Origin of the sequence: Pseudomonas sp. NFACC05-1 (assembly GCF_900100135.1) — a bacterium.
GTDB classification, from domain to species: Bacteria; Pseudomonadota; Gammaproteobacteria; order Pseudomonadales; family Pseudomonadaceae; genus Aquipseudomonas; species Aquipseudomonas fluorescens_Q.
The window spans coordinates 28,782-40,842 of sequence record NZ_FMTR01000017.1 but is presented as its reverse complement, the minus strand read 5'-3'; the positions used below and the strand labels follow the sequence as shown (position 1 = coordinate 40,842).

13 protein-coding genes and 1 tRNA gene are annotated in these 12,061 nt (G+C 58.8%); 6 read left to right on the top strand and 8 right to left on the bottom strand.

The genetic code is table 11. From position 1 onward, the window contains the following. Window positions 1–43: 43 nt before the first annotated feature. Complete coding sequence (locus BLO97_RS21745; RefSeq protein WP_014338117.1) at window positions 44–271, top strand: PLD nuclease N-terminal domain-containing protein; 228 nt, start codon at window positions 44–46, stop codon at window positions 269–271. Window positions 272–296: 25 nt separating this feature from the next. Here BLO97_RS21745 and BLO97_RS21740 read toward each other — a convergent pair whose 3' ends face one another. From BLO97_RS21740 to BLO97_RS21730, 3 genes are all read right to left on the bottom strand, one after another. Next, the gene (locus BLO97_RS21740) at window positions 297–722 is read right to left on the bottom strand and encodes a hypothetical protein (RefSeq protein ID WP_092224602.1); all 426 of its coding nucleotides are present in this window, start codon (window positions 720–722) and stop codon (window positions 297–299) included. 121 nt (window positions 723–843) lie between these two features. After that, window positions 844–1,074 carry a hypothetical protein gene (locus BLO97_RS21735; RefSeq protein ID WP_063321315.1) on the bottom strand — a complete coding sequence of 77 codons (231 nt, stop codon included), beginning with the start codon at window positions 1,072–1,074 and terminating at the stop codon, window positions 844–846. A 152-nt stretch (window positions 1,075–1,226) separates the two neighbouring features. Next, window positions 1,227–1,481 carry a DUF6555 family protein gene (locus BLO97_RS21730; RefSeq protein ID WP_063321314.1) on the bottom strand — a complete coding sequence of 85 codons (255 nt, stop codon included), beginning with the start codon at window positions 1,479–1,481 and terminating at the stop codon, window positions 1,227–1,229. A 230-nt stretch (window positions 1,482–1,711) separates the two neighbouring features. Between BLO97_RS21730 and BLO97_RS21725 the strand changes: the two genes are divergently transcribed. Both BLO97_RS21725 and BLO97_RS32010 read left to right on the top strand, forming a co-directional pair. Beyond that, complete coding sequence (locus BLO97_RS21725; RefSeq protein WP_063325087.1) at window positions 1,712–2,611, top strand: polysaccharide deacetylase family protein; 900 nt, start codon at window positions 1,712–1,714, stop codon at window positions 2,609–2,611. Between the two features lie 103 nt (window positions 2,612–2,714). Next, on the top strand, window positions 2,715–2,906 hold the full coding sequence (locus BLO97_RS32010; protein WP_013693334.1) for a hypothetical protein: 192 nt from the start codon (window positions 2,715–2,717) through the stop codon (window positions 2,904–2,906). 151 nt (window positions 2,907–3,057) lie between these two features. Here the strand turns inward: BLO97_RS32010 and BLO97_RS21715 are convergent, their stop codons facing one another. From BLO97_RS21715 to BLO97_RS21700, 3 genes are all read right to left on the bottom strand, one after another. Next, a complete protein-coding gene (locus tag BLO97_RS21715; RefSeq protein WP_092143629.1) occupies window positions 3,058–4,854 on the bottom strand; it encodes a DAHL domain-containing protein in 1,797 nt (598 codons plus the stop codon). A gap of 265 nt (window positions 4,855–5,119) precedes the next feature. Further along, window positions 5,120–5,974, bottom strand: a complete 855-nt coding sequence (locus BLO97_RS21705) for a prohibitin family protein (protein ID WP_083569183.1) — start codon at window positions 5,972–5,974, stop codon at window positions 5,120–5,122. Between the two features lie 124 nt (window positions 5,975–6,098). Then, a tRNA-Ser gene (locus BLO97_RS21700) sits at window positions 6,099–6,186 on the bottom strand. A gap of 124 nt (window positions 6,187–6,310) precedes the next feature. Between BLO97_RS21700 and BLO97_RS21695 the strand changes: the two genes are divergently transcribed. Further along, a complete protein-coding gene (locus BLO97_RS21695; protein WP_003201763.1) occupies window positions 6,311–6,982 on the top strand; it encodes a Bax inhibitor-1/YccA family protein in 672 nt (223 codons plus the stop codon). Window positions 6,983–7,253: 271 nt separating this feature from the next. On the opposite strand, the gene BLO97_RS21690 is transcribed toward BLO97_RS21695, so the two are convergent. Next, window positions 7,254–7,532, bottom strand: coding sequence for a DUF1652 domain-containing protein (locus BLO97_RS21690; protein ID WP_003201764.1), 279 nt, complete (start codon window positions 7,530–7,532; stop codon window positions 7,254–7,256). Window positions 7,533–7,725: 193 nt separating this feature from the next. Continuing rightward, a complete protein-coding gene (locus tag BLO97_RS21685) occupies window positions 7,726–9,189 on the bottom strand; it encodes an MFS transporter (RefSeq protein ID WP_092347988.1) in 1,464 nt (487 codons plus the stop codon). 132 nt (window positions 9,190–9,321) lie between these two features. On the opposite strand from BLO97_RS21685, the gene BLO97_RS21680 reads away from it, so the two are divergent. Both BLO97_RS21680 and BLO97_RS21675 read left to right on the top strand, forming a co-directional pair. Then, window positions 9,322–10,218, top strand: a complete 897-nt coding sequence (locus tag BLO97_RS21680) for a LysR family transcriptional regulator (protein WP_063321308.1) — start codon at window positions 9,322–9,324, stop codon at window positions 10,216–10,218. 340 nt (window positions 10,219–10,558) lie between these two features. Then, window positions 10,559–12,016, top strand: coding sequence for a serralysin family metalloprotease (locus BLO97_RS21675; RefSeq protein ID WP_092347985.1), 1,458 nt, complete (start codon window positions 10,559–10,561; stop codon window positions 12,014–12,016). The last annotated feature ends 45 nt before the right edge of the window (window positions 12,017–12,061 follow it).

Here is a 12,061-nt window from a genome sequence, read left to right as displayed (position 1 = left end):
CAACGGCTCTGCCTAATCCTTGAACCGACAAGAGGATTAGGCCATGTCTGAATTAGCCAGTTATTTCTGGATCGCTGTTGCGGTGCTTTTGCTGCTCGTCGATTTGTGGGCGATCGTCAGTGTCTTTCGAAGCGACAAGTCGGCCGGCACCAAGGCTGGCTGGGCCCTGCTGCTGATCATCTTGCCAGTGCTAGGCCTGGTCATTTGGGGCGTAGCCGGGCCTCGCGGGGTCAAGGAAGGTCCTTCATCGCCGGAGCACAGCAAGGGCTAGCCAGGAAGAGGCTGTGGGAGCCACCTCAATGGTTTATCCAATTGCCGCCGGTGGTTTCGCAGTCTTCCTGGGCCTGCTGCAACTGCTCGATACCGTAGTAGTACCACGTCAATTTTGCATTATCGGGAAGAGTGGCCGACCCACCGCGCTTGTCCTTGCTGGTTGAGTGCGGGTTGGCCAACGCTTCCTGGGTCGGCTTCGCCTGGCATGTCGCCACGTATCCCTCGGCACAACGCTCGACTTTACGCTTTTGGGTCGTGAGCGTTCCTTTGCTTTCATTGCTGCAAGACCAATCGAGGGTTTCCGCGGGCATGCCTTTGTATTCGTAGCAACTGTGGCTTTCGATTACTGGGACGGCCTGGCTCTGGGATCGAGTGATGACATCGCAGCCTTGGGCGAAGACGGCGACGGGGCTCGCACAAACGATCAATAGCAGGATTCTGGCATTCATGAGTTTCTCCCTTTGCGGTTTCTGCACCGGTGCCTATCAATTTCGAGGTGCAAAAAAAGCCCGCGTTCCATCAGTTTTCCAGCCGGTAGAACTCAGGGAGAAACAGGTCTGGCGCAGCGCGTCAGCGAAACTTGGGCAGAGGGGGTTCAGCAGGCTTGAGCGACATTAGCGCGCTTTGGATCGACGGGGCATCTTTGTCGATGTCGTTGAGCCGGTCCCGGATGCGCACTGCGGTGGGATGCCCGCCCTGGTGGTCGACCCAGTCGGCGATTTCCTTGCAGGCTGCCGTGAGCCGGGCCTGACGCGATTCGAGCAAGGTGAGCAGGGTGGTGATGGACTCTTTTTCGGACATGTCACACCTCCATTCAGGGGTTGATGAGGCAGCACAAAACCCGCCAGGGGCGGGCTGTGCCGTGGTTTAAGCGTAGTTGAGTTATTTCAGGTCTGTCGAAGAATCCGGCGTCCGGCTAGACAGCCGGTGCGTCGCAAACAATGCCAATGATGTCAGCTGGACTCCTTGACCCAGGACGGCGTGACGCTCGCCCGCCAGCGCACGTCGGTAATACCGTATTTTTCAGCCAGGGGCTTGGAGACCCGCTTGACCTTCTCTCTCCCGAATTTCGGTATGCGCCCGACCCCCGCGTCGCAACTGGCCCAATGCCAAGCCTCGGAGTTATTCATCGCTTCTGCGCGAATAATGAATGACTTGGGTTCGCCATGGAGCATGTAGTCGATGATGTAAAGCGATGGCCCGCCCATAAATCCTCCCTAATTAGTCCTATACGGATGGATACAAAGGCATGCGGAAAATTCCATCGAATTTCCAGACGGTCAAATTAATACCGCCCAGGCTCGAGCACGGAGCAATACCAGAGCGGTCGGAATTCGCGGCAAGGAACCAAACCCGGTTACCCTTCTCCAAGGTGAGCTTCAACACCGTAGGCCAGGGATCAAAGGCGACGCAGCGCGGCATCAACAAAAGGCAAGACATGAAAAACATCGCCAGGGTGCTGTTCGTCGCAGCCCTCACCATCGGTTTGTCGGGTTGCATTGGCGCCCCCATCGAACTGACGCCGCAAACCGAGCAACGTTTGCGCGAACACCCCCCGATCCGTTTCCTGCTGACATTCGATGATGGTCCCAGTGCCTCGTCTTTCTGGAACCCTAGCCTGGAGGTGCTCGACGCACTCGCAGACAATCCGGTACAGCCCGGCATCAAGGCGGTATTTTTCCTGCAGACTCGCGCACCACGTGCTGGTGGCAGTGATATTGGCCGCTCGGTCATGCGCCGTGAACAGCAGGAAGGCCATGTGCTGGCCTTTCATACGGCGACCCACTGGCACACCAATCACCGGTCGCTGAGCCCTGATGAGCTGGAGCAATCGCTCAACAATGGTGGGAGCGACATCGCTGCCATTAGCGGTGCGGCACCGATTTTGGTGAGGCCGCCATTCTGGAGCTTCGACAAGCGCACTGCGGCCGCCTACCGACAGCATGGCCTGCACATTCTGTTGACCGACCTGAGTGCTAATGACGGCAAAGTCTGGGGCATCACGATGAGCCCGCGGCGGCGGATCAACCTGACCCGGCAACTTTCCGAAGTGCGCGAGCGCATCGCCGCCGGGCAACTGCCAGCGGTGGATGGGGTTATTCCAGTGGTGGTGACGTTTCACGACATCAATCGTTATACCGCCCGGCATGCTCGCGAATACCTGCAAATCCTGCTCGAGAGTGCCAAGGCTACCGGCGTGAGGACCGACGCCAAGCCGTTCTATGATGACCACCAGGCGCTGGAGCGAGCGGCCTTGGCTCGGACGGTCGATCACAGCGCTGGGCCCGTGCATTTGCCGGGGCTGTGGGACTGGTTGTGGGATTCGGATTCCCACTGAGAGCGCCACGAATGCGGCGGGTGTCGCGACGTTCGGTTGGCCGCCCAGCGCAATCCGCGTGTATGGTAGGCCGTGCACCCTTGGTTAAAGTCGGAGGTGACCAATGAGTACTGCAATGCTGACGAAAATGCACATCAACGGTTATGACGTGCTTAGCGTAAACAGCGGCCCGTGGAGGGTCTGCACCCAGGCTGACCGGTTGGGTTCCTTTGCTTCCCGTGAGGAAGCGCTGGCCTACGCCGCCGCGTTGCCGACCCGAAGAGCCCGTAGTGGCCGGCCTGTAAACACGAAATAGAGGGGGCCGGTACATCCACTCTCTCGGTGACAGGTACACCGCTATCGCGAGCAAGCTCGCTCCCACAGTTTTTCCGGCTGTTCACCAAAAATCCCCTGTGGGAGCAGCTTGCTCGCGATGCCGGCGGGCCAGCCCGCGCCCGTCACGATGATCAGGCGCGGGCCAATTCCAACGGGACTTCCAGGGTAAACAGAGCACCTTGCCCCGGTCCGTCGCTATGGACATAAAGGCGGCCATTCATTTCAACCGCCGCCAGGGCGCAGCTGTGCAAGCCAAATCCATGGCCGTCCTTGCGGGTCGTGAAACCGTGATTGAAGATGCGGGCCAGGTTCTCCGGGGAAATGCCTTCGCCTCGGTCCTTGACGCTGAGGCATAGTGTCGTTTCGTCGAGGATGCGGATCCCCAGGGTCATCTCCCGTGGGTGCTCGCTGATGTGCGACATCGCGAATTTGGCGTTGCTGATCAGGTTGATCAGGATCAGCAGCAACCTATGCTTGTCGCCCATGATCGCAGGAACGTCCTGATACTCCTTGATGACGGTGACGTGATGCCGACTGAGCGCGCCCGAGTTCATGCGTAGCGCATCTTCGAACAGATCGCTGACATTGAGCGGTTCGATCAGCCTGGCTGCCCCTGCATAGGTTTGTTGAGTGGTGACGATTTCCTTGATGTGATCGATGCTCTTGGTCAACTGCGCCAGCTCATCGATAAGCACGGCTTGTTCTGCGGCGATGGAGTCGACCAGTTCGTTGAAATAACGCGGCAACAACCGACCTTTTTCATCATGGGTGATGAACTGGCCAAGATCTTCGGCATGCTCATTCATCATTTTGACCGCCTTGGTGAGCCCGATCGTCTTGCTGTTCCTCAACTTGCGGGTGACGAGTTCGGCTGAAATGTTCACGCTGTTCAGCACATTCCCGACGTTGTGCAACACATTCGTGGCGATTTCGGCCATGCCCGCCATTCGGGCCGCATCTACCAGTTCGCGTTCTGCCTCCATCAGTTCTCGGGTGCGCTCCTGCACGCGCTCTTCGAGCCGTTCATTGGACGTTTGCAGTTGCTGGTTGATCTGGTTGATGACGGCGTAGCTGCGAACCAGTCGCACCGCCAGGTAGATCATCAACAGCGCCATGAGGCTGGCACACGCGCCCAGGTAGATATGGTATTGACGGTCCGCAGCGGCGGTCCTGCGCTGGGTCTCGTTCAATAGCTCGGTGATGCTGTCCAGTTCCTGGGCCACCGGAATCACGCTGATGCGATCCAGCAGATCATTGACGATCGGTTGTTCCTGGATAATGGATTTGACGTGCTGGGTCAGGGCAATGAAAAGGGGCTGGCTGGTCGCAGGCAGTTGATCGACGTATTTTTCCAGATCACTCAATTGGCGCTGCACTTCCTCGGCTTTGTCCGAGGTGACATAAAGTGCGTACTCCAGCGTCGTCAGCGTCAGCTCACGAACATTGGAAGCTGTTGCCAGATGTTCCGTCGGGCTTTCGGCGCTCATCCCGTCGAGCAAGGTTTGAATACCGTCCTCGACCATCGGCAACGCATCCAGGGCGGTGCGTAGATTGGCGTTGTGTTGCTGGAATTGATCGACCAGCACCGTTTTGTTCTTGACCGCGTCCACGTAGCCGTTGCGTCTGGATGCCCAAAGAACGGCCAGTGGGCCAGCGTTATTGAGCTGCTCCAACTGCTCCCATCGACTGCCGGCCTCGAGTGGCGGTGTCAACGACAGGTTGTTGTTCATGCCGATCTTTTTCCTGAGGATCTTGACGTTCCAGTTTGCGTCGGCTTGCTTGAGCTGGCGAATGAAGTCGCGGGATTCGAAGTAGGTCGATGAGTCGTACGTGTATGACTTGATCAAAAAGAATATCAGAGCCGAAAAAACAACAAGCGCGATGGCCAATAGGGCGGGCCATTTATATTTTTTGATAATAGTGGTCACGCTATTCTCCTGTTCAGGGCGCTTATCGAAGGAGTCGGTGAATGCTCGAGGGCGGAGAGAGGCTCGAGGGGGAGCCGGAAGGGGGAAAAGTAAACGTCGTGCGGGGGTGGCGTGCCGGTTTGCTTTGGCCTGGGTACACGTTGAGCTCCCTGCTAACGATGAACGTCGGTTTCATGGCTGAGTGTAGCGCTAACGAGAGGGGCGATGCTTGCTGCGCAGCGCGCCGCAGTGAAGCAGGCGCGGCCGGATAGCCGCGCCGGTGGCATTACTTGATGTCGATGAAGGGCAGGGCGCCGTTTGGCAGCACGGTGGTTGGCAAGACACCATTCCAGCGTTCGGCCTTGGTCAGTTCCACCAGGTTCTGGTTGCTGGCCAGGGCCTGGGCCCGTGCCTTGATGGCTTCGGCCTCGGCTTTGCCGCGCAACTCGGTCGCCAGTGCGTCTGCCTTGGCCTGCGCAACTTGCGAATCGGCCTCCGCCTGGGCCTGGGTCACGCGAATCTGTGCTTGTACCTGCTCGGTGGCGAGCTGTTGTTCGCGGGTCTTGACCTGGACTTCCGCAGCCATGCGCGCTTCGATGGCTTTTTCGTAGGCGTCACTGAAGTCAATGTTCTCGACCTGGACGCTGTCGATGATCACGGGGCCGGTAATGGTCGCCTTGATGGCCGTGGAAATATCGTTGACCAGTTGGACGCGGTTCTGCACGGCAGCCACGGCGTTGAACTTGCCGAATACGTTTTCCACCTGGGTTGGCACCTGGCGGCTGATCATCCGGTCGCGGATACCTTCCAGGTCCTTGAACTGGGTATAGACCTTCGCGACATCGGAAGGCGCGATGTGCCAGGACACGGACACCTTGAGCTGGGCGGACTGTTGGTCCTTGCTGTAGGCCTGGAGGTCTTCATAAGCCGTCACTTGGCTCTGGACGCTGATCAGGCGTACCGACTCGATAAAGGGCGTCTTGAAGGACAGTCCCGGTTCAATCACCCCGACCAGCGCCCCGTTGCGCAGCAGAACGCCACGCTCGGTTTCGTCGACCGTGTACCAACTGCCAAAGAACACGCACAACAGGACGATGCCCGCGATTGCAGCAACGATGGAGCCGATGGTTTTACTGGTCACTTTTCTTTCCTTGATTGGCTTGGGAGCGTTTGCCATAGCGGTGTCCAATGTTGAAGCTGCAATTGGCGTTCTGAATGCCAGACACGAAAAAGCCCTGAATAATCAGGGCTTTAACGTTAAAAAATGGCGGAGGCGATGGGATTCGAACTCATGGACCTGTTACAGTCGACGGTTTTCAAGACCGTTGCCTTAAACCACTCGGCCACACCTCCGTACTGCGTTGCGGGCGCCATAATACCCGAATGAAACACACTGTCAAACTCTCTACGTAGCTTGTTACAGAGCGTCTGTTATGATCCTTGCCACTGAATGTTTCAAAACCGGAGGAGTGTCGCCATGCGCGAACAGGATTACGCAGTGAACAACAGCGTGCAGGCTGAGCAGCTAGAGGTTAGCCGCGTCCTGCGCAACACTTATGGCTTGCTGGCACTCACGCTCGCTTTCAGCGGTGTGATGGCTTATGTCGCACAACAGATGCGGGTGGGTTACCCGAACATCTTCGTCGTGCTGATCGGTTTCTACGGCCTTTTCTTCCTCACCAACAAACTCCGTGATTCGGCCTGGGGCCTGGTGTCGGCTTTCGCCCTGACCGGCTTCATGGGCTTTTTGCTCGGCCCGATCCTCAATCGCTACCTGCAAATGCAGGGCGGCGCCGAAGTGGTCAGCTCGGCCTTCGCAATGACCGCACTGGTATTTGGTGGCCTGTCGGCCTACGTGCTGATTTCCCGCAAGGACATGAGTTTCCTGGGTGGCTTTATCACCGCAGGTTTCTTCGTGTTGCTGGGGGCGACGCTGGCCAGCTTCTTCTTCCAGATCAGCGGCCTGCAACTGGCGATCAGCGCCGGCTTCGTGCTGTTCTCCTCGGTCTGCATCCTGTACCAGACCAGCGCCATCATTCACGGCGGCGAGCGTAACTACATCATGGCCACCATCAGCCTGTATGTATCGATCTACAACCTGTTCGTCAGCCTGCTGCAGCTGTTCGGCCTGATGGGTCGCGACGACTGATTGCATGGATGATGAGGTGAGAAGCCCGCTTTGGCGTGATGCTGTTCACCTAGAAACAACGGCGTTTTTCAGAGATGAAAAGCGCCGTTTTTTTTGGTTTTCCGTTTTTAGGTGCATTTTTGGGGGAGGGGATATCCATTTCTGCGGCAACGGATATACACACCAAAGCAAGTAAATCCCGAACCCTCTCAAAAAAAACGGCACCACCCTTGGAAAAAGGGAAGTGCCGCTTTTGGAGCCCAGGTAAACGGTATTGCCACATGCAGTGGACTTAAGAGGCAAACCGCCGCAACCCCACCGGTGGTACAAAGGCTTCCAGCTCGGCCTCCACGGCCTCGATTATTCGTTCAACATCCGGGGCATTCATCACCGTCGCGCAGGGGATACCCGCAATGGCGATCATGGTCTCGCCGCTGGCACGGTCAAACAGCCGGGCAACCATGCTGCCAGGCGCATCCATGCTTGCTTCGAATCCCATGGGATGGAAGTGCCAGCGCATCAACTGGCAAGCATTGGGGAACGTAACCTTGCTGAAGGATCCTTTATTCATGTGTTGCCCGCCTTCTTCAATCGAGCGCTTCCTTTTGCTCATGTCAGGAAGGAAGAGCCATCATGGCTCTACCAGTGAGAACTAAAAATAGCACCTGAAAATGAAGCTCATGTGGATTTTTTCAGTCCGTTTTGCGATTGGTTCACTTTTTTTGATCTGGATCACGACTTAAACGGCAATGTCCAGAATGCCATCACGCTTGGCTGGGCTTGTCCCGAGGCTTGGACAATGGCTCTGGCACGCGGCTTTTCCAGGCGATGAGCAGGGCCAGGATCATCATCGCCAGGGCGACGGCGAAGGTCATGTGCAGACCGTTCGTCACAGCCGCGGGGCTGGCGCCGGTAATGTCATTCGTCGCCGCCGCGGCTGCAAACACCGCGCCGAGCACGGAGGCTCCGGTGAAAAAACCCAGGTTGCGCGACAAGTTGAGCAGCCCGGCGATGACGCCTCGCCTCTGGGCTGCTACATCGGCCATGACTGCCGTGTTGTTGGCCGTCTGGAAGAACGCATAGCCAAGGGTCGTCACCACGATAGCCGCGAGGTAGCCGACGGTGCCAAGGGTAGGGGGGACCAGTGATAACATCAGGCAGCCGAGCACCATGTTCGCCAGGCCGGCGAGTCGCATGGGGGGCACGCCGAAGCGATCCACCAGGCGCCCGGCAGGTACTCCGGCCAGCGCCGCAACAGATGGGCCTACGGCCAGCGCCAGTCCCACAAAGGCCGCCGGCAGTGCGAGGGTGATGGACAAGTAAAAAGGCCCGACCAGCAGCGTCGCCATCATGACTGTTGCAACCAGGGCGCTCGTCACCAGGCCTGATACCAATGATCTGTCGCGGAACACTTTCAAGGGTATCAACGGCGATACGGCCCGGGACTGGGCCCGAATGAATAGCCCGCCGCCCACGAGGGCGATCAGCAGCAGCGCAAGATTCAATCCGCCAAAGCTCCCGCGTCCGGAAGTCATGGACAAGGCATAGGTGGCGAGCGTCACTGCCAACAGCAAGGTACCGGTTACATCGAAGCGGGTTCCTTCGGGCTTCGGCGGCACTTCACGCACCGGTAGCGAATACCACGCCAGCCCTAGCGTCAGCAGGCCCAGTGGGATGTTGACCAGGAACAAGGCCGGCCAACCGAACCCGCTGATCAGCATGCCGCCAAAGGACGGTCCGAGGGCTGTGCCCACTGCCGACAGCGTTGCCAGTAGCCCCATGGCGCTGCCGGTTTTTTCCTGGTCGACCGTTTCGCCCACGAGCGCCAGGGTCAGCGCCATCATAATGGCGGCCCCCAGGCCTTGCAGTGCCCGACCGGCGACCAGCAGCCAAAGCGAGGGCGCCAAGCCGCATACCGCTGATGCCAAGGTGAACAGGGCGATACCGGCCAATAGCAGCTTGCGCCGGCCCATCAGGTCTCCCAAGCGGCCGACACTGACAATCAGCGTGGTGATTGCCAGCAGATAGGCCAGCACCACCCATTGGACCTGCTGGAAAGAGGCTCCGAGCACCTCGGCCAGCGTCGGCAGTGCCACCGCAGCCACACTGGCGCCAAGGGAGGCCAGCAGCGTCGAGAGCGCAAGGCTGGCCAGGGCCCAGCGAGGTGAAAAGAGCCGGTGTGCGGGCGCGGTTGCCGGCCGGTTTTGTTGCGTGTTGACGGGTTTCATCGTGTCACCTGTATCCGTGGCGCTCGAAACGGAGCTGTCAGAACGTTACGCCTGGGCATAACATGGCGGAAGACGCAGCATTTGCACGTTATAGCTGCAACAAACGCCATCTGTTCAAATCGAGATACCGCCATGTCCTCGCCTGATCTCAATCTGCTCGTCACCCTTGATGTGCTGCTCTCGGAAGGCAGCGTGGCCCGGGCCGCCCGGCGCTTGCAGCTCAGCCCGTCGGCCATGAGCCGGGCACTGGCGCGGTTGCGTGAAACCACCGGTGACCCGCTGTTGGTTCGGGCTGGGCGAGGGTTGGTGCCGACCCCTCGTGCGCTGGAGTTGCGCGAACAGGTCAGCCATCTGGTGCAGCAGGCCCAGGCGGTGCTGCGGCCAGTGACGACCCCGGATCTTGGGCGCTTGAGCCGAACCTTCACGTTGCGCACCCGTGAAGGGTTCGTGGAAAACTTTGCCATCGACCTCATCACTCGCATCCACGAGCAAGCGCCCGGCGTGCGCCTGCGCTTTGTGGAAAAGACCGACCGGGACAGCACGACACTTCGCGAAGGCACCGTGGACCTGGAGACCGCCGTCGTGGACAAGGACACCAGCCCGGAACTACGAACCCAGGCGTTGTTCAGCGACCGCTTGATTGGCGTTGTGCGCGCGGGACACCCCCTGAGCCAGGCAACGGTGAGCGCTGCCGGTTATGCCGCAGGCGGGCATGTCGGTGTGTCGATGCGCGGCCTGGATCATGGCCTTATCGACCAGGCCCTTGCGGCTCTGAATCTGTCCCGCGAAATCGTCACCACGGTGCCAGGCTTTTCCTCGGCGCTGGGACTGGCCCGCTCCAGTGACCTGATCGCCAGCGTGCCCGAACGCTACACCGCGAGCCTGCGGGTCGGCCTGCACAGTTTTACGCTGCCGTTTTCCGTACCTGGGTTCACGATCGCCATGCTCTGGCATCCGCGGATGGACGCCGATCCTGTGCATCGTTGGCTTCGAAGTTGTCTGCGGGAAGTGTGTGCACGTAAACCGTAGAGATTTAGTAGATATTCGTTAATAGCATTTCGCTGGCACTTAGTTGGCGAAAGTGCGACGCCGTACGCAAATTGCTAGTTATCGATATTTAATATTTAAATAGTTTTTTGTCCGACAATCCGCAACTCGGGCGGTTTAGCTGGGGCACTAACGAGGCAGAACCCTATTGTTTATGGGCGTTACGGGCAGGGCGTGAAATTGAACGAAAAAAATTGCTAGACGTTTGATTTCCAATTGTGTCAGGTTTCTTACGTCCTCATTGGGCGAGTGATAGGACGATCTCGCCAGAGATTGTCTGTCTGACTAAAACTGTTCCATTTGCAAACAAGGAAGTGTGTTTATGTCGAAAGTCAAAAGCAGCGCTATTGATTCTGCCGAACAACTCCTCTGGGCGCCGCAATCATTGGCGGCTGCCAGTAATGCGTTCAACCAGATCAATAGTTTCAGCCACCAATACGACCGGGGCGGTAACCTGACCGTCAACGGCAAACCGTCGTACTCTGTCGACGAGGCGGCCACTCAGTTGCTGCGCGACGGTGCGGCTTACCAGGACCGGGACGGCAGCGGCAAGATTGAGCTGACCTACACTTTCCTGACTTCCGCCTCTTTCAGCACCATGAACAAGCATGGGATCAGCGGCTTCAGCCAGTTCAGTGCGCAGCAGAAAGGCCAGGCCGCCCTGGCCATGCAATCCTGGGCGGACGTGGCCAATGTCACCTTCACCGAAAAAGCCAGCGGCGGCGACGGTCACATGACCTTCGGCAACTACAGCGGCGGCCAGGATGGCGCGGCTGCGTTTGCTTATCTGCCAGGGACGGGTGCCGGCTATGACGGGACCTCCTGGTACCTGATCAACAGCAGCTACACCCAGAACAAGAACCCGGACCTGAACAACTATGGCCGCCAGACCCTGACCCACGAGATCGGTCACACCCTCGGCCTGGCCCACCCGGGTGACTACAACGCTGGCGAAGGCAGCCCGACCTACGATGACGCCACTTATGGCCAGGACACCCGTGGCTACAGCGTCATGAGCTACTGGAGCGAAAGCAATACCGACCAGAACTTCAGCAAGGGCGGCGTCGAAGCCTACGCCTCCGGTCCGCTGATGGATGACATCGCGGCCATCCAGAAGCTCTACGGTGCCAACACCACGACCCGTACCGGCGATTCGACCTACGGTTTCAACTCCAATACCGGTCGCGATTTTCTCAGTGCGTCATCATCGTCGGACAAAGTGGTGTTTTCGGTATGGGACGCAGGTGGCCGCGATACCCTGGATTTCTCCGGTTTCACCCAGAACCAGAAAATCAACCTCAATGACGCCTCGTTCTCCGATGTTGGCGGCATGGTAGGCAACGTCTCCATCGCCAAGGGTGCCGTCATCGAAAACGCCATCGGCGGCTCCGGCAGCGACTTGCTGATCGGCAACACGGTAGCCAACGAGCTCAAGGGTGGAGCGGGCAACGATATCCTTTGGGGGGCCGGTGGTGCAGACAAACTCTGGGGCGGCTCGGGGTCGGACACGTTCGTGTTCGCCGCCAGTTCCGATTCGCGGCCTGGAGCGACGGACCAGATCCTTGATTTCGTCAGCGGCCTGGACAAGATCGACCTGACCGGTATCACCAAGGGCGCGGGCCTGCACTTCGTGAGCGCGTTCACCGGTGCGGCGGGCGATGCGGTGTTGTCGACATCGGGTGGCAACAGCCTGCTGTCGGTGGACTTCTCCGGGCACGGCGTGGCTGACTTCCTGGTCAGCACCGTTGGCCAGGCTGCGGTCTCGGATATCGTGGCCTGATGTCCCTGTCCCGTGGGGGCGGCTGCTCCTGCGGGACCTCGGCCA

Excerpts from the sequence above, each read along its gene's own strand:
- BLO97_RS21745 (WP_014338117.1), top strand. The coding sequence starts at position 44 with ATGTCTGAATTAGCCAGTTATTTCTGGATCGCTGTTGCGGTGCTTTTG.
- BLO97_RS32010 (WP_013693334.1), top strand. The coding sequence starts at position 2,715 with ATGAGTACTGCAATGCTGACGAAAATGCACATCAACGGTTATGACGTG.
- BLO97_RS21690 (WP_003201764.1), bottom strand. The coding sequence starts at position 7,532 with ATGAATAAAGGATCCTTCAGCAAGGTTACGTTCCCCAATGCTTGCCAG.
- BLO97_RS21695 (WP_003201763.1), top strand. The coding sequence starts at position 6,311 with ATGCGCGAACAGGATTACGCAGTGAACAACAGCGTGCAGGCTGAGCAG.
- BLO97_RS21725 (WP_063325087.1), top strand. The coding sequence starts at position 1,712 with ATGAAAAACATCGCCAGGGTGCTGTTCGTCGCAGCCCTCACCATCGGT.
- BLO97_RS21675 (WP_092347985.1), top strand. The coding sequence starts at position 10,559 with ATGTCGAAAGTCAAAAGCAGCGCTATTGATTCTGCCGAACAACTCCTC.
- BLO97_RS21740 (WP_092224602.1), bottom strand. The coding sequence starts at position 722 with ATGAATGCCAGAATCCTGCTATTGATCGTTTGTGCGAGCCCCGTCGCC.
- BLO97_RS21680 (WP_063321308.1), top strand. The coding sequence starts at position 9,322 with ATGTCCTCGCCTGATCTCAATCTGCTCGTCACCCTTGATGTGCTGCTC.
- BLO97_RS21735 (WP_063321315.1), bottom strand. The coding sequence starts at position 1,074 with ATGTCCGAAAAAGAGTCCATCACCACCCTGCTCACCTTGCTCGAATCG.
- BLO97_RS21685 (WP_092347988.1), bottom strand. The coding sequence starts at position 9,189 with ATGAAACCCGTCAACACGCAACAAAACCGGCCGGCAACCGCGCCCGCA.
- BLO97_RS21730 (WP_063321314.1), bottom strand. The coding sequence starts at position 1,481 with ATGGGCGGGCCATCGCTTTACATCATCGACTACATGCTCCATGGCGAA.